Source organism: Acetobacter cibinongensis (genome assembly GCF_000963925.1).
Taxonomy (GTDB): Bacteria; Pseudomonadota; Alphaproteobacteria; order Acetobacterales; family Acetobacteraceae; genus Acetobacter; species Acetobacter cibinongensis.
In genome coordinates, this window is record NZ_BAMV01000008.1 from 80495 (window position 1) to 100676 (window position 20182).

Consider the following 20182-nt stretch of genomic DNA (forward strand, 5'->3'; position numbering starts at 1 on the left):
TCTGGAGCACAAAGTTAGTTGGTCATGGGAACAGGGGGAGGAAGTGCGTCGTCCCCTCGGCCAAGAAGCGAGCCCCCCGAATAGGAGGAATTCGCTCGGGCTTCAACATACCCTGCATTCGTGGCAGGAGTATGCCGTGCGCGGGTTGCATGCCAACTTGCCACACTCACGGGTAACGGATGGCGGACCTGCTGTTCCCCTTCGCTCTCAGCGGACGCGGCGGGACGGGGTGTTACGGCAGCTACGCGTGTTACAGCGGGGGTGCGGTGAACGGGTGCCGGGGTTGCCGCAGCCAGAAAGGCAGGGACCGGACGTGGTGCCGCCTGTTTTACCGTATCAGCAGCTACCTGTACGGGGCGGCGGAGCGGGGCTGTGTGCGCAACGGGTGTTACGTCCGTGTCAGCCTCAGCCACAGCGGTCGGGGCAGCATCATGGTGCATAATGACAGCGCGCACGGCAGGGCGTGGTGCGGCAGGCTTTGCTGGAATGTTTTCTGCCACCAGTGCAGGCTGGGCAGGGGCCGCTTCTTCCGTACGAACATGCGCAGGAGCCGGAACGGCTGGGCGCGCAGGGCGTGTATCAGCAACAGCAGCAAGTGCGGGATGCGCAGGTGCGGGGGTTGCCGCATCCGCCATAACCGCAAGACTTGGCCGCGGGTTAACATCCGCGCCATGCGCCAGAGCCGGAAGGTGCTTTTCAAGGTCTGCCATGCGCACGAACTGGGTGGGTTCCATCGGGTGCAGACCGGTCAGGTGCTGTTCTGCCAGATGGGTCAGGCGTTCTGGCTGGTTTTCCAGCGCCCACTCGGTACGCAGCATAGCGGTTTGCGCCCGCACACGCTGGGTATCAGACACGATCTTGGAGATCTGCTGATCAAGCAACGTGGTCTGGTGCTTCTTTGTGTACAGAAAGAATCCAGATGCAATGGCCAGAACAGCACAGCAGCAGGTAAAGGGCCGAGGGATCATGGATTCAATCCTTTGTCGCAGGAAGAAGCGTCTGGGTTACGTTTGGCTATGGCGCGCAGGCGGGCACTCCGGGCGCGTGGATTGGTCAGGCATTCAGCCTCACCAGGACGGACAGGCTTGTGCGTCAGGGTCACAAAAGGGCTTTCATCGCCACGGGACATTGCGGCGCGCGGGTCGTATCGTGAAAAACTTTGTGTTGTCTTGCCTGTTGCGGCACCAAAGACGCGCTTGGCAATTCGGTCTTCCAGAGAATGGAAAGACACCACAACCAACCGCCCACCGGGTGCAAGAAGGTCAAGGGCCTGCTCAAGCCCCCGTTCAATTTCACCCAACTCATCATTCACAGCGATGCGCAGACCCTGAAAAGAGCGGGTTGCTGAATCAATGCCGGAGCGGTCAGCGCGCACAACGCGGCGGATCAGGCCCGCCAGTTGCAGGGTGCTGGTAAAGGGTGTTTCCACACGGTCAGCCACAATGGCGCGGGCAACACGGCGTGCCTGACGTTCTTCCCCATAGAAATGGAAAATATCAGCCAGTTCTGCTTCCGGCGCTTTATTTACGATATCCGCTGCCGTAGGGCCGCTTTTGGCCATACGCATGTCCAGCGGGCCGTCCTGCTTGAACGAGAAACCGCGCTCGGCTTCATCAAGCTGGAAGGATGACACGCCAAGGTCCAATACAATGCCGTTAAACGCTGGTGCCTCAGCCTCTTCTGCCAAACGCTGCATGGAGCCAAAGCCGCCGTGCAGCATGTGCAGACGGGGCTTGCCGCTCTGGGCCTCAAACGCCTTAGCCAGCGCTTCGCCACGCGCAATGGCATCGGGGTCGCGGTCTATGCCCCAGACTGTGCAGTCTGACGTGTTCAGAATGGCAGTGGTGTATCCGCCGCCGCCAAAGGTGCAGTCCAGAATGGCATCGCCTGCTTCGGGCTTTAGCGCTTCAAGCACTTCCGTGAGCATGACGGGCACATGGCCGGAGGTGCCAATAGCAGGAGTGGTGTGGGTCATGGCATTCATGCGCCACCGCCATTCTGCCCGGATGGCAGGCTGATGCGGCGGGAGCGCAGACGGGCTTCCGCACGGCGCTCCTCTGCTGCTTTTGGCTCCCAGATCTGGAAGGTACGCCCGACACCCATGAAGGCGGCTGTGGCGCAGCCTGTCAGGCCTGCATGGTCACGCAGAAAATCCGGAAGAATAATCCGGCCTTCGCGGTCGGGGTCTATGGGGTAGGCATCAGCATACAGGGCTGCTGCCAGGTCATCATGGGCATCGGAGAACATATCCAGCCGGTCCAGCGGCTGTGTCAGGTGAGCGAACACGGCAGCCGGCCACGCTTCAACACAGGGTAGTGTGTGTGAGGGCCGAAGAATCACCAGTGCGTCGCCTTCCATATGCTGTGCTTTGAGAACGGTACGGAACCCGGCCGGAATAGAAACGCGCCCTTTGGCGTCGAATCGATTTTCATGCGTGCCGAGAAACACCCCCACGAAACACGTTTTCCTTCCGAGTCAGACCCTTCCGTTCACGGGATAATGGGAACGGTACCGTCAACACCACTCTCATGGTGTGATTTGGGATAGCATGGGATTTTATGGGAAGCAAATCAAAACAACAGAAAAAGTAGCAGAAAACTGCGATTTATAAAGTAATATGCCAGAATAGTTTATGAGGCCAGAGACCCGAATACTGAATAGCGCAACAAGAGATTGTCACTATTTGTTCTCATTATGTTCTCGTTTTTGGTGTGAGCACCCCAGAACGGGACACAAAATCCCATGAAATGGCCAAAATGTGGAGAAATGCCAGACGGTCTGTAAGCCGGGTTCTGTCCGGCCCCGTAAGGGGCTTGGACGGTCATTCGTCTAGGGTGAGCCTTGCGGCACACCTCACGCAACCAACCCGAGCAACGGGGCGAGAGAACCCCTGAAACCTGCAAGCAGGTTTCTGTCGCTCCTATTCGGTTTTGCTCCCGGTGGGGTTTACCATGCCTCTTCCGTTACCGGCCGAGCGGTGCGCTCTTACCGCACCGTTTCACCCTTACCTTCAGTTCCATCCCATAGTCGCCCATGGTATAAACCCGGAAGGCGGTCTGTTTTCTGTGGCACTTTCCCTAAGGTCACCCTCGCCGGTCGTTAACCGGCACCGTTCTCCCGTGGAGCCCGGACTTTCCTCTCCCCTGCAAAACAGAGCAGCGACCGTCCGACCGTCTGGCGGGAGGCACCCTGCGTCGGCGCGCACGGCAGGTCAAGGGCTGTTAAGAAAACTCTTGTCTGTAAAATGCGGGTCGGCACTTTATTGCGTCGTGTCACACAGTCAGGGAAGGACAGGAAATCTGATGGCTGAGAGTGTAATGCACAGGGCCAAGAGAGTAGATCCGGTGCGTCCCAACATGGCCTCGCGCTTATTGCTGTTGGCATTGCGCATGCAGGCGGGCAAGGTGCGCAAAAAGAAAGCCGCGCACGCCCCGCGTCATGACGCTGTGCCTGAAACTCCTACCGCTGAACACGGTGAGGACGATATTACCGAGATCATGCGGGAGCAGGCTGCGGCGTCTCACCGCACCCAAGCAGGTTTTCTCAAAGCTCTGCGCAAGGCTATGGATGCCCCTTCGTTCCCGGTTGGCCTCTCCTCCCTGCAAGTGCGGCGCGTGGTGCGGGTGCAGGTACCTGGGGCTGCCGGGCCTATGGCGGCAAAGCTTTATCTGCCGCGGGGCCGCATAAAAGGCGCGGTGCTGTTTTTGCACGGGGGCGGCTTTGTGCATTGCGGCCTGAATTCGCACCACGGTATGTGCTGCCGCCTTGCCCGAATTTCCGGTGCCGCGGTTTTGTTGCCCAACTATCGGCTGGCTCCGGAACATCCTTTTCCTGCCGCGGCAGATGATGCCCTGAGTGCTCTACGTTGGGTATCAGACCTCTCACGCAGGTTCTGGGGCGGGGCTGTTGCGGTTGCCGGAGATAGTGCAGGCGGAAATCTTGCTGCTGTTGTCTCACAGGATGCCAAGGCAGGGTTGGCCCCTATGCCGCTGCTCCAGCTTTTATATTATCCCTCGCTTTACGGTGCGCGGGAGTTTCCGTCTCACCAACATTATGCGGAGGGGTATTTCCTCTCCCGCCGGACCATGCAGTGGTATGGAGAGTGTTACATTGCACAGCCACAAGACTGGTCAGCCCCGCGCTTCGTACCCGGTGAGAGCCCGGATCTACGCGGGTTACCTTCTGCGGTGATCATCACGGCGGAATGTGACCCAATGCGGGACGAAGGGGCGGCCTATGCCAAGGCACTCAGGCGTGCAGGCGTTGCTGTGCAGTATGACTGCTACAAGGGAGCCTTACATGGCTTCCTGAATTTTTATGCGTTTATGCCATACGGCAAAAAGGCCCTGCGGGAGGGTGGCAGAGCCTTGCGGGGGGCTTTTGCGGCGTCCCGTTAAGGGATGGGGTGAAACGTGCCCGGAGACCCCTGATCGGACGTGATCGTCCGGTTCAGGCGGTCAACCCGCAGAGTAAACAATTTTGGCAGGTCATCTTTCGGGCCGGGGCAGGTGCCTGAATGCTTCTGCATGACATCAATGCGGGACCCGGTTGAGGGGTCATTGCCGTTTACAACAAACAGCAGGCAGTCCGGGTTGTCGTGCGACATCCCGTTATGGGTCACCAGCACGCGCAGGTGCCGTACCAGTGCCGTATCATCAAACCAGCTTTCAGGCCGGAACGTGTAACGGTCTGCCATTGTGTCCAGCACCCCGCTTTTGGCAAGGCCAATGACCAGCACGGTAATGGGCAATACCAGCATAAGGCGGCGCACAATATGCTGCCGCAGGGTACGTTTTTTGAAGGGACCGCGTGGGGTCAGGGTCGGTTTTTTGCTCATGTCAGCATATCTTCGTGCCAGAGTGCACCATCACGCGCAAGCAGGGCGCGTGTGGAAGCGGGGCCCCAGCTACCCGCCGGGTAAGGCTCAAGCGGAGACTGCGCTTCCCGCCATGAGGTCAGGATAGGTTCAATCCAGCGCCAGGACGCCTCAACCTCATCCCGGCGGATGAACAGGGCCGGGTTACCACGTACCGCATCCAGCAGCAGACGCTCATACGAATCGTGGTACGCGATGTTGAACTGTTTTTCGTAAGACATGCTCAGGTCAGCATTGCGGACCCGGAACCCGCCAACGCCGGGGTCTTTTGTTGCCAGAACGAGCGACACACCCTCTTCCGGCCCAATACGAATAACCAGACGCCCCGGAGAGGGCGTGTTGGAGAAAATGGACCAGACTTGTGGGCGCAGTTGCAAAACAATCTCGGTTGTCTTGGCGGCCATGCGCTTGCCTGTGCGCAGATAGAAGGGGGTGTTGCCCCAGCGCGAGGTGCGAATTTTGGTCCGGATGGCCACAAACGTCTCGGTGTGGGAGGAGCGGGAACGCCCCAAGTCTTCTGTGTAGCCACATACCTTCTGCTCATCAATGCGACCAGCAACATACTGACCACGAATGACGTTGAGCCGCACCATATCGGGTGTCATGGGGCGCAGGGCGTTAAGAACTTTCAGCTTTTCGTTTCTGAGGTCATCAGCGCTGAGAGAGGCCGGAGCATCCATGGCCAACATGCACAGAACCTGAAGCAGATGGTTCTGGACCATGTCCCGCATCGCGCCAGATTCGTCATAATATGCGCCGCGTGTCCCCACACCAACTGTTTCTGCTGCCGTAATCTGCACGTGAGCAATAGCGTCAGAGTTCCACAGTTTTTCCAGCACAGGGTTGGCAAAACGGAGGGCCAGAAGATTTTGTACGCCTTCTTTGCCCAGATAGTGGTCGATCCGGTAAATGGCGTCTTCCGCAAAAAAGCGACCAACTCCGTCATTGATCTCGGTAGCCGTTTTCAGATCGACCCCAATGGGCTTTTCCAGCACGACACGAGTGAGGGGTGTTATCAGCCCATGCGTGGACAGGGCCGCACAGAGCGGCGCATAAAGCCCCGGTGCCGTGGCAAGGTAAAAGACGCGCGTCCGGCTTGGGTCCGCCAAAACGGCCTTCAGGTCTGTCCAGTCACTCTCCGGCTTGGTCGCGTCCAGCGCGACATACGTGACAAGCTCCAGAAAGCGCTCAAGCACGGCAGAGTCTTTTGCTGTCTCAGGCGCAAATTCCTTGAGAGTTGCCCGAACCTGCTGCCGAAATTTTTCCGGCGTGTGCGCTGAGCGTGCCACGCACACTATCCGGGCGTCTGCCGTAAATTCCTGCGCATGGAAACGGCGCAGAAACGCTGGCAACAGCTTACGCATGGTCAGATCGCCCGTTGCGCCAAATATGACGAAATCAAACGGATCAATCTGGTTGATGTGAGCCATGGTGTTTTACTTCCGCAAGATAGGGGACAAGCCTCTTGCCCCGGCAGCCGGAGGGCAGTGGTACAAAGCTGGCCACAAGCCAACTGCAACAGGGGGCGCGTGTTGCGAGAGGGTTTGTCTGCAAGGCCTCTGGCTGTCAAGGCAATTGACCGCGCGCGCTGTGCGCGATAAGCCCGCCGCTTTGGTGGTCTGGTCTAGCATGCAGGGGTGCTGCATGGTCAAGGCTCTGGCCACGGCAAGCGAACAGGGGAACAGACGCATGGATACCGAAGGTTTTTCCAGTGGGGAAGATGCCGCTGTAGGTGGTATTGCCGCAGACCGTCTGCGCAGCATTATCGAACGTGTTGAGCGGCTTGAGGAAGAGCGCAAGGCGCTGGCTGGCGACATTAAAGACATTTTTACCGAGGCAAAGTCCGCCGGGTTTGATGTCAAGGTGATCAAGCAGATCATCCGCCAGCGTAAGCAGGAACCGGCCGAGATTGAGGAGCAGGAAACCCTGCTTGATATCTATCGTCGTGCACTGGGTATGTAAGAATTAAGGTGTCTGGTTGCGTACCGTGCCGCGCATGTGCCAAGCGCGTGGCGGACCGGTATAAGACTAGGCCATAGATGATGGCGCGTGGGGTCTGTTAAACATGATGTCAGTGTCTTTTCCTGAATGGATGCCGCTTTGGGCACAGCTCCTGTTTCTGGCAGTGGCTGTGGTGTTCGGGCTGGGTTTCCTGATGATGCCCTTTGCCGTTTTTGGGGTAAAAGGGCGGCTGGCCCAGTTGGAATTGCAGGTGCAGGAACTGCATGCTGATGTGCGGGCAATTTCCATGCGGCTGGCATCAGCACAAGGCGTGGTAGAGACCGGCAATCTGTCACGTGACATGTTTGACCGGCCTGCAGACCCGCCGCAACTGCGGGCTGTGGTGGAGGAAATCCGGCCTCCTGAGCCACCCAAACCAGCCGTGGTGCCTCCAGCCCCGACAGTTCTGACACCCGTCAGAGCGCCACGTGTGTCAGATGCCTATGAACCGCGGCAGGATGCGCCTCCCGTACCCCATAGTGCACCAGAGCGCAGCAACGGGCCCACGGGCCGTCGTATGCCGTGGCACGAAGAGGCGAAGGGGCGCGATGAGTTTGGTCGTCAGGAACGGCGCGTGGATGAAGTCTGGCGTGACCGGGCACCAGATGCCAACCAGTTACCTTACCGGCCCGACTTTAGCCGTGAGCGTGAAAGCCTGCGCAAGCCGTATGCGGCGCAGCAGGAAATGGGACGGACAGAGCCTGTGTTAAACTGGCCACCGCGTACACCATCAGCATAAAGTGGCTGCATGATAAAAAGGCTCCTCTACAGGAGCCTTTTTTATGGGCAGAACTCAGACCATTACCAGATCATCACGATGGATCAATTCATCGCGGCCCTGCCAGCCGAGAATACTCATGAGTTCTGAGGACCGATGGCCTGCAATACGGCGGGCGTCGTCCGCATCATAAGAAGACAGGCCACGGGCCAGCAGGCGTCCGGTCTCGTCCGTAACGGTGACCAGATCCCCCTGTGTGAAGTTGCCTCGCACTCCTTTGACACCAGCCGGGAGCAGAGAGCCACCCTGCTGCAAGGCTTCTGCCGCGCCGGGATCGACCATAATTTCTCCCGCAGGGGTCAGGCTGCCAGCAATCCACTGTTTGCGGGCTGTCTGGCTGCATGTCTGTGGTAAAAACCATGAGCAACGCGCGCCCTCCAACAAGGCGCGGAGGGGGTGGTCCGTTTTGCCCAGAGCAATAGCCATGGCGCAACCGGAGCGTGTTGCCAGTTTGGCAGCCAGCAACTTTGTTCGCATACCGCCAGAAGAATAACCGGGTGGTGGCTCTCCTCCCATGGCTTCGATTTCTGCGGTCATGGCTTCAATAATCGGGAGGTGCTGGGCAGCGGGGTCTGTGCGCGGGTCTGCCGTATAAAGCCCATCAATGTCGGACAGGAGCACCAGTTGGTCTGCATCAATCATCTGGGCGACGCGGGCTGCCAAGCGGTCATTGTCACCAAAACGAATTTCCGCAGTGGCAATCGTATCGTTTTCGTTAATGACTGGTACACAGCCAAGGCCCAACAGGGTTTCCAGAGTGGCACGCGCATTCAGGTAACGTTTGCGGTCTTCCGTGTCGTCCGGTGTCAGGAGAAGTTGGGCGGCTGTCAGACCATGGGCGGAAAGGGCATCGCTCCAAGCTTGTGCCAGACTGATCTGGCCAACGGCTGCCGCAGCCTGTTTTTCTGCCAAACGGAGCGGGCCTGCTGTCAGGCCCAGCGTATGGCGGGCCAGCGCAATAGCGCCAGAGGACACAATAACCACATCCGTGCCTTGCTTACGTAATGACGCAATATCTGCCGCAACACTACGTAACCAGTCCTGTCGTGGCGCGGCCTTATCTGCATTCACAACAAGTGCGCTGCCAATTTTAACGACAAGGCGTCGTGCAGAAGCAAGGGAGGGGAGGGAGGCGCGTCCGATCATGTCAAATCCGTTTGTGCAGAAAGCTTAAAGGCTCAACTGGGAGCGCAGTAAAGCATAGTCTGGCCGCACGGTGTATCCGTTAGCGCAACAAGTAAACGCAAAAAATGAAAAGCTGGGGCAGCAGAAGTAAAACTTTGTTACCCCAGCGTGGTGTCAGGACGCGTTGTCGCGTTCTTCCTGGCGTATGGCTGTCACCTTGTTCTGAATAGTCCGCAGCAGCTCAGGCACGCCCTGATGGGTTGCTGCAGAAATAAGAACAACCGGCGCACCACTGGCTTTTTCCAAAGCACGGCGGCGAGCAGAGGCTTCCTGCGGGGTCATGGCATCGTTTTTATTCAACGCGATGATTTCTGGCTTTTCCGCAAGGCCACCACCATATTCTTCCAGCTCGTGGCGGATGGTGCGCCACGTATCAACCACGTTGCCCGCAGCTCCATCAACCAGATGCAGGAGCACGGCGCAGCGTTCAACATGCCCTAAAAAGCGTGTGCCAAGGCCTGTGCCTTCGTGCGCGCCTTCAATCAGGCCGGGAATATCCGCAATAACGAACTCTTCGGTCATGGAAAGGCGCACAACACCCAACTGCGGGTGTAGTGTTGTAAAGGGGTAATCAGCAATCTTGGGGCGGGCCGCAGACACAACAGACAGGAAGGTGGATTTGCCAGCATTAGGCATACCAACCAGACCCACATCTGCAATTAGTTTCAGGCGCAGCCATACCCAGCGTTCTTCACCCGGCCAGCCTTTATCAGACCGGCGTGGAGCCCGGTTGGTGCTGCTTTTATAGTTGGCATTGCCAAACCCACCGTCGCCACCGCGGCACAGGGTAATGCGCTTACCTGCCTCATCAAGGTCAGCCAGCAGGGTTTCGCGGTCATCATCCATAATCTGGGTGCCAATTGGCACCTTAATGACAACAGCCTGCGCCGCGGCCCCGGTACGGTCAGACCCCGCACCGTTTCCGCCTTTCCGTGCCCGAAAATGCTGGGTATACCGGAAGTCGATCAGGGTGTTCAGGTTGGGCACGGCTTCAAAAATAATATCGCCACCTCGGCCGCCATTCCCGCCATCCGGGCCGCCGAATTCGATATATTTTTCCCGGCGGAAGGCTGTAACACCATCTCCACCATCGCCCGAACGGACATAGATTTTTGCCTGATCAAGAAACTTCATGGGATACCTTCAGGGCGGCTGGATGCAAAAAAGGGCCGATCCTTGAGGACCGGCCCCTTCTGCTGTTCCAGCCACGGAAAAACGCGTGGTGGAAACGCTAATGCTTATTCAGCAGCAGCCGGCAGTGCGTCCACAGAAACGTGCACACGGCCTTCAGCGCGACGTTCAAAACGAACGCTGCCATCAATCAGGGCAAACAGGGTGTGGTCACGACCAACACCAACGTTAGCACCAGCTTTCATCTTCGTGCCGCGCTGGCGGATGATGATGTTGCCTGCGATAACGCCTTCGCCACCGAATTTTTTAACGCCAAGGCGGCGTCCGGCGCTGTCGCGCCCGTTGCGGGATGAACCGCCAGCTTTCTTTTGTGCCATGACCTAAGTCCTCTCCTGGTCTTGCCTGCTCTTAATACCCTGTGAAAGGGTGATTAGGCGGCGTTGATCTCTTGAATGCGCAGAACGGTAACCGGCTGACGGTGGCCATTCTTGCGGCGGCTGTTCTGCCGGCGGCGCTTCTTGAAGATGATGACCTTCTTGAGGCGGTCCTGAGCGACGACAGTTGCTGTAACCTTAGCGCCAGCCACGATAGGGGCACCAATGGTGGTGGAGCCTTCGCCACCAACAGCCAGAACTTCGTCAAACGTTACGGTTGCGCCAGCTTCAACTTCGAGCTTTTCAACCTTGAGCACCATGTTGGGCTCAACCCGGTACTGCTTGCCGCCTGTGCGGATAACTGCGAACATACTAAATGATCTCTCTTTCCGATCTCTCAACCTCCCGCGGCGGTGTGCAGGCGAGGGGTCTGGACGCTTTTTGTTCTTGTGCCGCGCATGCGACATGCCTCCATCTTTGTGGAGTGGTTGGGCCTTTTACGGGGTAGGCGCCGCATTCGTCAACAGGAAGTTGCGGCCAACCTGCTTGCGCAGCCTGAAAACCGTGCTTATAAGCCACACCTTACGGAGAGATGCCGGAGCGGTCGAACGGGGCGGTCTCGAAAACCGTTGTGCTAGCAATAGTACCTAGGGTTCGAATCCCTATCTCTCCGCCATTTGATGGATATAGCCATCCAGTACAGTTCTAAATATTCTATATTACGGTGCATTGAACTAAGTATTAGGTTTAAGCAATATACCGTGTACGAGGGTGTGGCTTGCGGCTTATTCCACGTTGATGTGTTGTTCATACCTGTCAACAACTGCGTAAGCAGATTATCCATTCGGAAATTTATTTAGCCGCCCACTAAGGTGGCGTGACGCATAGCTTTCTCTTTTCTATCTAATTACCAGACTGCTCGGATTATGCTCTGGCTTTGTTAGGCAATCGGTCTCTTTGTAGACAAACAGCAATACAAGGCTTTGCTGACACTTCCGGCTTTTCATTGGCTGGTTAAGTAAACGAAAAATTCACCAATTTTAAAAAATCGCTTGTGAAGGCACGGAGTATTGTTGGTCTGCGGCAAAGACTTTTTGTGGATACTGGTAGGAGTGGGTAGTCTGTTTTGACATAAATATGAAAAACTTCTCGGAAAAACCCTTGAATGCTTCAGGCTGTCTTGCGGGGAAAATGAAAGTAGGACGAATTATACCTGATTAATTCTTTCAAGGCTTTCACCTGAGGTTTTCATGATGCCCGCAGACCCATCTGCCACAACGCACGTAAAGTTGCCCGCGCCACGTAACCGCGGGCAGTTTGCAAAATTCATGAACAAATATGGCACGCCATTTACAACCGTTTTCTTTCTTATTTCTACGGTTACGGGTGTGGCGTTATTTTTCCATTGGGGGCCGATGGCGTTTCACCCCATGCATGAATGGCTTAGCATGGTTCTGCTGCTGGTCTTCGCACTTCATCTGATCAAAAACTGGACCCCCTTGGTCAATTATGGCCGTAGAGGATTATTATACGCTCCTATTTTTATTGGGGTTTTAGCAAGCGTCTATTTTTTCGTGCAGCCGTCTGGAAATCCGGCTGGGAATAAACAGGTTGCTTTTCGTTTAGCTGGTATGGTCACCAAAGCGCCTTTAGCCGATCTGGCGCCTTTGTTTGGCACAAATACGGATGGTGTAGTGGAGCGCTTGCGTGTTCAGAAAATTACAGTGGACGTACCAGATGAAACGGTCGAGCAGGTTGCTAAAGCTAATAATCGTACTGCCAATGAGGTAATTCTTGCCCTTATGCAAGGTAAGCAGCAGTCCTCAGGCCGTAATCACCGGGATAAAAATTAAGGAGGCAGTTCTGCGCTGCGTAGAAAGCTCGAAACACACTCTACGCATGAGTATGTCGGAAAGGGGTGGAGGGTGTGGACTGCCATGACGCGGCATGTCCACCGGATGATATTGGATTAAAGTGCTCTGACGCCAAAGCTTAACTGTCGTGCAGGCATAGGTATTGAAACGCAAAAAGCGCTTAAAATGCTAAGCAGTGGCGATTTTAGTTTTTAAGGAAAATGGTGGATGGGGTTGGATTCGAACCAACGTAGGCGTACGCCAGCGGATTTACAGTCCGCCCCCTTTAGCCACTCGGGCACCCATCCAGGCTGTTGAGGGGTGAATTAAAGGTCTGACGGTTTCTTGTCAACGCCCTCTGTCCAATATGAGGCAATATTCCTGAAAAAAAATGCGTGGCATGGAATAGAGCTGTCGTTGGTGGGTATGATGCCGGGAACCAGTGCTATTTTTTGATGAGGAGAACAGGTTTTGAGCAAACATACAGGCACCAGGCGGCATACCCCCCGTTCGCTGGGTATGTTGGACACGCCTATCGTCTCCCTCACAGCCTACACCACGCCAATGGCACGGCTGATGGACCCGCATTGTGACCTGTTGCTGGTAGGGGACTCCTTAGGAATGGTGGTGTACGGCATGGACTCCACTCTGGGTGTGACCACAGAGATGATGATTGCGCATGGGCAGGCTGTTGTGCGTGGCAGCCAGAATGCCTGTGTGGCTATTGACCTTCCGTTTGGCAGTTATCAGCAAAGCCCGCAGCAGGCGTTTCAGACTGCTGCGGAGGTTATGGCGCGCACAGGTGCGGGATGCGTGAAACTGGAAGGTGGGGTAGAAATGGCCGAAACCATTCAGTTTCTGACCCAGCGTGGCATTCCTGTTATTGGCCATATCGGGCTGAAACCGCAGGCCGTGCATACGCATGGCGGCTTCCGGACCGTAGGACGCGGAGAGGAGGCCGAACAGATTATGCAGGATGCACAGGCTGTGACAGATGCCGGTGCTTTTGCCGTAGTCATTGAAAGCACATTGGAGCCTCTGGCGCGTGCCATTACCGAGAAACTGCCTATTCCCACGATTGGGATTGGTGCTTCTCCCGCCTGTGGTGGGCAGGTTTTGGTGGGAGAAGACATGCTAGGGCTTTTTACGGACTTCACGCCCCGCTTTGTCAAACGGTTCGGGAATTTGGCGGAACAGGTTGATAAAGCTGTAGCGGACTACGCACATGCTGTCCGTCAGCGCCAGTTCCCCAGTGCTGAACAGTGTGTTGGCCTGCCAAAAGGGAAATAAAAAAGATCAGGGGCAGGGATGATACCTGCCCCTGTAAGAGGCCCGAGATTACTTATAGCGGCTGAGCCACCAGCCATAGGGTGAGGGGAGTACGAAGGCAGGGTCCGTCTTATGGACAGCTTTAGCGGCTTCAAAAGGCCAGTGTGGATTGGCCAACAGCGGGCGACCGAGGGAAACCATATCCAGGCCGCCTGTACGGATCAGGGCATCCGCCTGTCTGCCTTCACTAATATACCAGGATGTTGAAACGGGAAGTCCGGTCTCCTCCGCTGTGCGGCGTGCCCAAGGCCCCATGAAGGCTGGGCCCCACGGTATTTTGGCTTCAGGGGTGGAAAAACCTATGCTGACATCCAGAAAATCCAGACCGGAGGTACGCAGTTTTTTCAGAAGGCTCAGGGAATCCTGAAATGTTTCTTCATCCCGTCCGTCAAATTCAATCACACCAAAGCGGATGGAAAGCGGCAGATTTTCAGGCCAGACAGCTTTGACGGCCTGTAATGTTTCAATCAGGAAGCGAGCGCGGTTATCGGCAGAGCCACCATATTGGTCTGTTCGCTGGTTGGAGTGCGCCGAGAAAAAGCTCTGCGCGAGGTAACCATGGGCAAAATGCAGCATCAACCACTGGAAACCGGCATCCCGTGCGCGTTCTGCCGCTTTAACAAAATCCGCTTTTACGCGGGTGATATCATCAAGCGTCATTTCTTCTGGCGTGCGGTTTAGATCCCCACCAAACGCGATAGGGGAGGGCGCTATGGGCTGCCAGCTTTTGGGGTTTTGTGCGGGAATATGGTCATCGCCTTCCCACGGAACATTGGCGCTGGCTTTGCGTCCGGCATGTGCAAGCTGGATGCCCGGTACCGCGCCCGCTTTGCGAATGCCCTCAACGACGGGCGCAAATGCTGCGGCCTGTTCATCGTTCCACAATCCAAGGCAGGCGGGGGTGATGCGTCCTTCGGGGGAAACGGCAGTTGCTTCCACCACAACAAGTGCTGAACCACCGCGGGCGAGGGCGCTATAATGCACCGTATGCCAGTCATTGGGCAGGCCATCCTGCGCCTGATACTGGCACATGGGAGCAACAATAATACGGTTGCGGAGTGTTACGTCTTTAAGCGTGTAAGGGGTGAAAAGACCGGTCATGCTATGAACCTTTTCTGCTGGGCGAAGCCTGATGCAACAGGCTACGGGCAATAGTTCGAATATAGTCGAACTATTGAGTAAAGCAAGGGCATGGCGCTAAAAGGAGGGCATGAAGCAGTATGAGCACCCTTTGGTAGAGGCGTTTGACCTCACGGCCGTTTTGCATGCCTTGTCAGACCCGTACCGGTTGTCTGTTGTGCAAAAGCTGGCGGAAGCGCAGCCTCAGCCGTGTGGGCCACTGCAAGCCGGACGACCCAAGTCATCGGTATCGCATCATTTCATGGTGTTGCGCCGCGCAGGTGTTGTGCGCACGGAAGTGGTAGGTGCCCTGCATATGAACAGCCTGCGAGATACGGAACTGGAGCAGCGTTTTCCCGGCCTGCTTTCGGCGGTGTTAAAGGCTGCTCAGTCAGAGCAAGAGTGTCGGGCTGGTTAAGAGAACCTTTCGAAAATTAAGGTGTTTTTGTAGCCAGTAGCGGTACAGCATCTCCGCCCGCTCCTGCTGTGCGGGCTAGAACCTGAACGCCTATGACCTGCCATCCGTCTGCATTTTGCCGGAGTAGAGGGGCACCACTACTGCCGTGTGTGCCAGCGCAGTCATGGGCTAGCAACAGGTTGCCTTGCCCGTCCTGCGTAGTGCCGGTCAGGTGGCAGTGTGTATCTGCAGTGATAATATCTGGCTGATTTTGCTCATAGCCACCAAGGCTGACGGGCGTACCCGGTGTGACGTCCTGCGGTGTGGCGGTGACATGAAAAACGGCGTCAGGTTTCGCCACCGGGCTGTCCAGAATAAGAGTCGCGTGGTCCAACCCTGCCATCTGGCTTTCCTGGGCTGTGGTGTAGCCCGGTGGAATAACGAAGTGCGTCACACGCGCATGAGCACTGTAATGACCGCCACTGTAAGCGAGTAGAAAATGCACACTCTCCGGTTGCACAAACCGATGAGTGGCGGAAAGCCATAGGCAGTGGGCTGCGGTCTGCACCACAACAGGGCTTAGCAAAAAGCCTGTGCAGCGGCTGCCAAGTTCTGTTTGCACCCGCCCAATGGCAGCCCATGGCATTTGGCGTGTATCAACTTTCTGCCGAGGGTCCTGTGGGCCAACACCAGCAAGATGATCACGGTACGCTGGCCCTTGCGCATGGCTTGAGGGAGCCGGAAAAAGAGCCATCCACCCAAGACAGGTTGCAAGCACCATACGGCGTTTATGAAGCCATAAGGTCACGGGTCGAGCACCGGTCGAAGCCGTATTCTGGCGCATGGCAGGATGGTCTGGGTGATGGCGTGCGACCATGGCGTATGTCTCCCGCTATTCTTCTAGAAACAGGCGTCAGAACGGTTTGAGGAGCCTGTCCAGATAGTCCAGTTCCTGTTGCGGACGAGTACGGTCAGAGTCGCGGCGGCGCAGTTCCTGTTCAATATCCCGGGCACGTTGGCGGGCAACCGTATCTGGTACATGGGTGCCATCGTCCGGGGCCTGATCTCCACCTTCACCAAGGCGGCGGCCTAGTGGGTCCCGTTTGCCCTGCTGCTTTTGCTGGTCACCGTTTTCGTCACTTTCATCATCTGGAGTGGAGCCACCATCGCCGTGCTGGCTTTGGCCTTCCTGACCGCTACCATCGCCGCCGCTACCACCAAATGCGGGCAGGAAACTGGGCATGGCGTTTTTGCCGTTGCCCTTCAAGGCGTCCTGCATCTGCTGGCGGCCTTTGCGCAGGGCTTCAAGCACCTTTTCCTGCGCCGTGGCTGCCGCACTGTCCTCCCCATCCGCTAGCGCCTTGCGGGCATCCTTCATGCTTTTTTGAGCGTCTTCAAAAGCGGCAGGGGTTTTGCCGGTCAGGCTTTTGAATTCGTCTTTCAGCTCGTCCAACGCGTGGGTAAGTGCTTTCTGGTTTGCGCGGTCTGTACGGCGGGCGGCTGCCTGTTCTTCCGCTTTGGCGGGGTCCAGCATGGGGGAGGGTGGCGGTGCGGCAGTGCCAGCATCGGGCGGGACAGGTAGGCCAAGCCTGCGTAACAGTTCGCCGGTGGGCATGCTGCCATAGTCTTGGTCACCGTCTCCACCATCATCGGCCAACGCATTCTGTTCACGGCTCTGGGCACGCAAAACTTCATCCAGTCTGGACTGGGCATGGTCCAGTAGGCTGGCCTGTTTGCTGGTCAGGTCACGCAAGGCCGCCGTTTGCTCCCGCACTTTGGCCCGCGCCATCGTCTGCTGGGCCATGGCCGCCATATCCTGCGGGGTGGCGTTCCGCATGCGCTCAGTGGCGTCTTCCATTTGTTGCAAGCGCTCAAGAGCCTCACCGGACTGACCGTTGGTGGCATCACGCTCAAGCTGCTGCATCAGCTTGGAAAACGCTTTGTCCCCAGCGCGGGAGAAGCCCGGCAGGTCTGGAATGGCAGTATGCTCACGCATGGCTTGTGCCGCCAGAGCTTGCATTTTGCGGGCAATGGCGTCTTTCAGCGTTTGCATCCGGCGCTCCAGCTCCTCCCGCGCCTGCTGGCTCTTGTTGTCATCCTCACGCATGTGCCGGAGTTGCTGGGCCACAGCAGCCTGAGCTGCTCTTACATCCAAGGATGCCAGCGCAGAGGCATCATCACCCTTGCGTCTGTCCTCTATGTCTAGCGCCAGATCCCACAGCATGTTGACAGCACCCGTGCGTGCCGCTTCTGGCTCAATGCGTGTATTTTCCAGCATGGAGACAATGCTGGTCAGGTTCAGGAACATACCTGTGTGATCATAAATTGGGCCTGGAGTCTCGCCTAAAGCCTCAAGATCAGTTGCGGTGCCATTGCGGCTTTCGCGGCCCAGAGCATAGCGTTTACGGAGTTCCAGCACGGCGCGCGCTACAGGGGAATGGAAGGCGCGTGCCCCAAGATGGAACGTGGCGGAGGCACTTTTGCCTTCGTGACCGCTGATGGAGCGGGCAACAATCTGGCCTGTGACCTCTTCCCCCGCCCACGGATCTTCTGAAAGATCAGGTGTTATGGCCCCTTTGGTGGATTTGGGTTGCCCCGATAGGGGGAGGGGAATGGTCAGGGTACGGGGCGGAGTGTTTTTACCCGGATGCGTCAGGTGTAGCTCGACAGACAAAGCACTCAGGCCATAGGCGTGGGCGGCTTCAAAGGGCAGGCGTGTCCGCCACTCACCTTTGCCAGCACCCGGTTTGTCTCCCCATTTGGCAGAAGGTTGGGCATCCGGCAGAACGGTAACAGGCCATTGGGCCAGAACACGCCCACGCCCTGCCAGTGTGATAAGCCCCGTATGCTTAACAGAGACCTCCAGCTTCCAGCTTTGTGCATCCAGCGTTTGCGTGGCTTCATCTGTTAGCACCATACCCTTGGCCGCACGGACCGTGGGGTGGGTTTTTAACCCGGTGACAATAACCGTCAGTCTTGCTCCCTCAGGCACGCTGGGGCTGGTTTTTGAAGAGCCAAGAAAAACCGGGGCATCTGGCGTATAAGCCGGGGGGGTTATCCATGCTTCAATGTGGGGTAACGGGACGTCTGCATCATCACGGCCAGGAATGAAACCGGCGGCGATGCGGCTAAGGGCATGAGGTCCGGCGATAAACGCCGTACCCGCCACAGCAACCAGCACGGCGGCAGCCAGAGCCTGATGCACGCGCGTGCGCGGGAGCAGGGCAGGCCACCCCGCCCGGAGCGTGCCGAGTTTTGACAGAACACGGTGCTGATGCTCGGCCCAGAGTGCAGATGTCTTGGCATCCGCAGGGCCAGCAGGTTTGTCTGTCAGGGTAGCGAGGGGACGGTTGGTAAGCCCGGACGCACTTTCAATGCGCCGGTCAATAGCGCTGGGGCTTGGTGGTTTAAGGTTGGTCAGGTCACGGTATAACCGCCAGCCACACAGGCCTAACCATCCGGTAATTGCGACAAGCCGAAGACCATCTGGCAGATGTTGCGGTAGGCGCAGAAGGCTTGCCACCGTATACACACCCAGCAACCCGACTGTGGGTTGAAGGGCAGGCCAAAGCGTTTCAAGGCGCAAAACCAGTGCCGCGTTGCGGCGTGCTGTTGCAAGCCGTGCGGCAAGGGAGCCATTCTGCGCCGAGCTTGAGGCCAGACTGTTTTTCAGGTCACCTGCTGTCATCTTTTTCCGGCAAGGTGGGAGGGAACGGTTTCTGTCTGCCACAAGCTGGCGAGCGGCTGCCGGTCACGGATAACGTGCCATGTGCCGTTATCAATCAACACTTCGGCAGCCAGAGGCCTGCTATTATATGTTGAGCTCATGACAGCACCATAAGCGCCTGTATCCAGAATGGCTACGCGGGACCCACGGTGCAGCGGTGGGAGCAGGCGGTCACGGGCAAAGGTGTCTCCCGTTTCGCAAACTGGGCCGACCACATGCGCCAGAGCGGTGGGGCTTGCAGCATCATGCGCACTCAGGGGAACGATGCCGTGCCACGCGTCATACATGCTCGGGCGGAGCAGATCGTTCATGGCGGTATCCAGCACAACAAACGGGGCATCCTCCCCGCGCGCCTTGTGCAGTATAACTTCCCCAAGCAGTACGCCAGCAGGGCCTACCGGCCAGCGCCCGGGTTCAATGGCAAGCTTTAGCCCCAAATGGCCCAATTCTGCTTTTATGGCTCCGGCCAAAGCTTCGGGTTGGCCTTCCGGTTCCGTGCGGTAGGAAATGCCAAGGCCGCCGCCACAATCCATGATTGTTACCGGCAGGCCTTGCGCACGGACTGATTCGATAAGTGTTGCCATGCGGGCATAAGCAGCCCGATAGGGTGCAACAGACAAAATCTGGCTACCAATATGGGTTGCAAACCCGACAGGCTTTATACCGGGTAATTGCGCTGCATGAGCATAAAGGGCTGCTGCGTCTTCAAACGGAATACCAAACTTGTTGGCTGCCAGACCGGTTGTAATCTTGGCGTGGGTTTTGGCATCCACATCCGGGTTGATCCGCAAGGTGATGGTGGCCGTACGCCCATGTTTCTGGGCGAGGGCTGACAGAATCTCAAGTTCCTCAGCGCTTTCTACATTAATCTGGCCCACGCCAACGCGTAGGGCTTCCTCCAGTTCGGCATCCGTTTTTCCCACCCCGGAAAAAACGATGTCATGGGCCGGGATACCCGCTGTAAGGGCACGCGCCAGTTCGCCACCACTGACAATATCGGCACCATAGCCCTCTGCTCTTAAAAGCGAGAGAACGGCCAGATGATCATTGGCTTTAACGGCAAAATGGATGGAGACATCCAGTTCTGCCTGCTGCATGGCTGCGCGTAGACGCCCCATGCGTGCGCGGATTGTGTCGGCACTGATCACCCAGCAGGGTGTGCCCACGGCATTGGCTATGGCGTTAAGGGGCACCCCATCCATCAGCAAGCCGCTTATGCCATCCATCTTCAGGTGTGGATGCGTTGCCAGAAGCTCAGCAACGGATGGGTCGGCATCGGTATAGGGAAGGGCGTCGGCCATAGGGGGTCTGCAACCTTGAAGTCAGAAAGAAACAGTGAGCACGGGCGGAGTATCCGGCAATAAATGGTCGATTTACCCCACCCTACACGCACGAAGTCTTACCCGTGCAGG

General features: G+C 57.1%; 19 protein-coding genes, 2 tRNA genes and 1 other RNA gene. 7 read left to right on the top strand and 15 right to left on the bottom strand.

The window, feature by feature from the left end; genetic code table 11:
• Nucleotides 1-14 precede the first annotated feature (14 nt).
• The 4 genes from ftsL to rnpB form a co-directional block, all read right to left on the bottom strand.
• On the bottom strand, nucleotides 15-968 hold the full coding sequence (gene ftsL, locus Abci_RS04810; protein ID WP_052944772.1) for a cell division protein FtsL: 954 nt from the start codon (nucleotides 966-968) through the stop codon (nucleotides 15-17).
• On the bottom strand, nucleotides 965-1984 hold the full coding sequence (gene rsmH, locus Abci_RS04815) for a 16S rRNA (cytosine(1402)-N(4))-methyltransferase RsmH (RefSeq protein ID WP_048838021.1): 1020 nt from the start codon (nucleotides 1982-1984) through the stop codon (nucleotides 965-967). Before rsmH ends, ftsL begins: the two co-directional genes overlap by 4 nt.
• Complete coding sequence (gene mraZ, locus Abci_RS04820; RefSeq protein ID WP_048838022.1) at nucleotides 1981-2454, bottom strand: division/cell wall cluster transcriptional repressor MraZ; 474 nt, start codon at nucleotides 2452-2454, stop codon at nucleotides 1981-1983. Before mraZ ends, rsmH begins: the two co-directional genes overlap by 4 nt.
• Before the next feature lie 311 nt (nucleotides 2455-2765).
• Nucleotides 2766-3178, bottom strand: an RNA gene (gene rnpB / locus Abci_RS04825) — RNase P RNA component class A.
• Between the two features lie 124 nt (nucleotides 3179-3302).
• On the opposite strand from rnpB, the gene Abci_RS04830 reads away from it, so the two are divergent.
• Nucleotides 3303-4397, top strand: coding sequence for an alpha/beta hydrolase (locus Abci_RS04830; protein WP_084597527.1), 1095 nt, complete (start codon nucleotides 3303-3305; stop codon nucleotides 4395-4397).
• On the opposite strand, the gene Abci_RS04835 is transcribed toward Abci_RS04830, so the two are convergent.
• Together Abci_RS04835 and zwf are read right to left on the bottom strand one after the other, a co-directional pair.
• Nucleotides 4394-4837 (bottom strand): hypothetical protein, encoded by a 444-nt coding sequence (locus Abci_RS04835; RefSeq protein ID WP_048838023.1) that lies wholly within the window; start codon nucleotides 4835-4837, stop codon nucleotides 4394-4396. The two genes, Abci_RS04830 and Abci_RS04835, sit on opposite strands and share 4 nt — an antisense overlap.
• The gene (gene zwf, locus Abci_RS04840; RefSeq protein WP_048838024.1) at nucleotides 4834-6306 is read right to left on the bottom strand and encodes a glucose-6-phosphate dehydrogenase; all 1473 of its coding nucleotides are present in this window, start codon (nucleotides 6304-6306) and stop codon (nucleotides 4834-4836) included. Before zwf ends, Abci_RS04835 begins: the two co-directional genes overlap by 4 nt.
• Before the next feature lie 259 nt (nucleotides 6307-6565).
• Here zwf and Abci_RS04845 point away from each other — a divergent pair, with 259 nt between their 5' ends.
• The gene (locus Abci_RS04845) at nucleotides 6566-6838 is read left to right on the top strand and encodes a DUF2312 domain-containing protein (protein ID WP_048838162.1); all 273 of its coding nucleotides are present in this window, start codon (nucleotides 6566-6568) and stop codon (nucleotides 6836-6838) included.
• 103 nt (nucleotides 6839-6941) lie between these two features.
• Entirely contained in the window at nucleotides 6942-7616 is a 675-nt protein-coding gene (locus tag Abci_RS04850) for a hypothetical protein (protein ID WP_084597528.1), read from the top strand.
• Between the two features lie 54 nt (nucleotides 7617-7670).
• On the opposite strand, the gene proB is transcribed toward Abci_RS04850, so the two are convergent.
• The 4 genes from proB to rplU form a co-directional block, all read right to left on the bottom strand.
• Nucleotides 7671-8801 carry a glutamate 5-kinase gene (proB, locus tag Abci_RS04855; RefSeq protein WP_048838026.1) on the bottom strand — a complete coding sequence of 377 codons (1131 nt, stop codon included), beginning with the start codon at nucleotides 8799-8801 and terminating at the stop codon, nucleotides 7671-7673.
• A gap of 153 nt (nucleotides 8802-8954) precedes the next feature.
• Nucleotides 8955-9974, bottom strand: a complete 1020-nt coding sequence (gene obgE / locus Abci_RS04860) for a GTPase ObgE (protein ID WP_048838027.1) — start codon at nucleotides 9972-9974, stop codon at nucleotides 8955-8957.
• 104 nt (nucleotides 9975-10078) lie between these two features.
• The gene (rpmA, locus tag Abci_RS04865; protein ID WP_048838028.1) at nucleotides 10079-10348 is read right to left on the bottom strand and encodes a 50S ribosomal protein L27; all 270 of its coding nucleotides are present in this window, start codon (nucleotides 10346-10348) and stop codon (nucleotides 10079-10081) included.
• A 53-nt stretch (nucleotides 10349-10401) separates the two neighbouring features.
• A complete protein-coding gene (gene rplU, locus Abci_RS04870; RefSeq protein ID WP_048838029.1) occupies nucleotides 10402-10716 on the bottom strand; it encodes a 50S ribosomal protein L21 in 315 nt (104 codons plus the stop codon).
• A 215-nt stretch (nucleotides 10717-10931) separates the two neighbouring features.
• Here rplU and Abci_RS04875 point away from each other — a divergent pair.
• Nucleotides 10932-11021, top strand: a tRNA-Ser gene (locus Abci_RS04875).
• A 652-nt stretch (nucleotides 11022-11673) separates the two neighbouring features.
• Entirely contained in the window at nucleotides 11674-12198 is a 525-nt protein-coding gene (locus tag Abci_RS04880) for a DUF4405 domain-containing protein (RefSeq protein WP_146806730.1), read from the top strand.
• A 222-nt stretch (nucleotides 12199-12420) separates the two neighbouring features.
• On the opposite strand, the gene Abci_RS04885 is transcribed toward Abci_RS04880, so the two are convergent.
• Nucleotides 12421-12506, bottom strand: a tRNA-Tyr gene (locus Abci_RS04885).
• Between the two features lie 211 nt (nucleotides 12507-12717).
• Between Abci_RS04885 and panB the strand changes: the two genes are divergently transcribed.
• Nucleotides 12718-13488: a 3-methyl-2-oxobutanoate hydroxymethyltransferase gene (panB, locus tag Abci_RS04890; protein WP_181015819.1), complete on the top strand. Its 771-nt coding sequence runs from the start codon at nucleotides 12718-12720 to the stop codon at nucleotides 13486-13488.
• Between the two features lie 48 nt (nucleotides 13489-13536).
• Here the strand turns inward: panB and Abci_RS04895 are convergent, their stop codons facing one another.
• The gene (locus Abci_RS04895; protein ID WP_048838032.1) at nucleotides 13537-14628 is read right to left on the bottom strand and encodes an NADH:flavin oxidoreductase/NADH oxidase; all 1092 of its coding nucleotides are present in this window, start codon (nucleotides 14626-14628) and stop codon (nucleotides 13537-13539) included.
• Nucleotides 14629-14737: 109 nt separating this feature from the next.
• Here Abci_RS04895 and Abci_RS04900 point away from each other — a divergent pair, with 109 nt between their 5' ends.
• Nucleotides 14738-15064 carry an ArsR/SmtB family transcription factor gene (locus tag Abci_RS04900; RefSeq protein WP_048838033.1) on the top strand — a complete coding sequence of 109 codons (327 nt, stop codon included), beginning with the start codon at nucleotides 14738-14740 and terminating at the stop codon, nucleotides 15062-15064.
• Between the two features lie 16 nt (nucleotides 15065-15080).
• Here the strand turns inward: Abci_RS04900 and Abci_RS04905 are convergent, their stop codons facing one another.
• The 3 genes from Abci_RS04905 to lysA are packed head-to-tail and all read right to left on the bottom strand — an operon-like array spanning nucleotide 15081 to nucleotide 20071.
• Nucleotides 15081-15920 (bottom strand): trypsin-like serine peptidase, encoded by an 840-nt coding sequence (locus Abci_RS04905; RefSeq protein WP_244877586.1) that lies wholly within the window; start codon nucleotides 15918-15920, stop codon nucleotides 15081-15083.
• Between the two features lie 36 nt (nucleotides 15921-15956).
• Complete coding sequence (locus Abci_RS04910; RefSeq protein WP_048838034.1) at nucleotides 15957-18731, bottom strand: DUF4175 domain-containing protein; 2775 nt, start codon at nucleotides 18729-18731, stop codon at nucleotides 15957-15959.
• Complete coding sequence (gene lysA, locus Abci_RS04915) at nucleotides 18728-20071, bottom strand: diaminopimelate decarboxylase (protein WP_048838035.1); 1344 nt, start codon at nucleotides 20069-20071, stop codon at nucleotides 18728-18730. Before lysA ends, Abci_RS04910 begins: the two co-directional genes overlap by 4 nt.
• Between the last annotated feature and the right edge of the window lie 111 nt (nucleotides 20072-20182).

Excerpts from the sequence above, each read along its gene's own strand:
- Abci_RS04850 (WP_084597528.1), top strand. The coding sequence starts at position 6,942 with ATGATGTCAGTGTCTTTTCCTGAATGGATGCCGCTTTGGGCACAGCTC.
- Abci_RS04835 (WP_048838023.1), bottom strand. The coding sequence starts at position 4,837 with ATGAGCAAAAAACCGACCCTGACCCCACGCGGTCCCTTCAAAAAACGT.
- panB (WP_181015819.1), top strand. The coding sequence starts at position 12,718 with ATGTTGGACACGCCTATCGTCTCCCTCACAGCCTACACCACGCCAATG.
- proB (WP_048838026.1), bottom strand. The coding sequence starts at position 8,801 with ATGATCGGACGCGCCTCCCTCCCCTCCCTTGCTTCTGCACGACGCCTT.
- rpmA (WP_048838028.1), bottom strand. The coding sequence starts at position 10,348 with ATGGCACAAAAGAAAGCTGGCGGTTCATCCCGCAACGGGCGCGACAGC.
- rplU (WP_048838029.1), bottom strand. The coding sequence starts at position 10,716 with ATGTTCGCAGTTATCCGCACAGGCGGCAAGCAGTACCGGGTTGAGCCC.
- Abci_RS04900 (WP_048838033.1), top strand. The coding sequence starts at position 14,738 with ATGAAGCAGTATGAGCACCCTTTGGTAGAGGCGTTTGACCTCACGGCC.
- ftsL (WP_052944772.1), bottom strand. The coding sequence starts at position 968 with ATGATCCCTCGGCCCTTTACCTGCTGCTGTGCTGTTCTGGCCATTGCA.
- Abci_RS04895 (WP_048838032.1), bottom strand. The coding sequence starts at position 14,628 with ATGACCGGTCTTTTCACCCCTTACACGCTTAAAGACGTAACACTCCGC.
- rsmH (WP_048838021.1), bottom strand. The coding sequence starts at position 1,984 with ATGAATGCCATGACCCACACCACTCCTGCTATTGGCACCTCCGGCCAT.
- Abci_RS04905 (WP_244877586.1), bottom strand. The coding sequence starts at position 15,920 with ATGGTCGCACGCCATCACCCAGACCATCCTGCCATGCGCCAGAATACG.
- Abci_RS04910 (WP_048838034.1), bottom strand. The coding sequence starts at position 18,731 with ATGACAGCAGGTGACCTGAAAAACAGTCTGGCCTCAAGCTCGGCGCAG.
- zwf (WP_048838024.1), bottom strand. The coding sequence starts at position 6,306 with ATGGCTCACATCAACCAGATTGATCCGTTTGATTTCGTCATATTTGGC.
- obgE (WP_048838027.1), bottom strand. The coding sequence starts at position 9,974 with ATGAAGTTTCTTGATCAGGCAAAAATCTATGTCCGTTCGGGCGATGGT.
- Abci_RS04830 (WP_084597527.1), top strand. The coding sequence starts at position 3,303 with ATGGCTGAGAGTGTAATGCACAGGGCCAAGAGAGTAGATCCGGTGCGT.
- lysA (WP_048838035.1), bottom strand. The coding sequence starts at position 20,071 with ATGGCCGACGCCCTTCCCTATACCGATGCCGACCCATCCGTTGCTGAG.
- Abci_RS04880 (WP_146806730.1), top strand. The coding sequence starts at position 11,674 with ATGAACAAATATGGCACGCCATTTACAACCGTTTTCTTTCTTATTTCT.
- Abci_RS04845 (WP_048838162.1), top strand. The coding sequence starts at position 6,566 with ATGGATACCGAAGGTTTTTCCAGTGGGGAAGATGCCGCTGTAGGTGGT.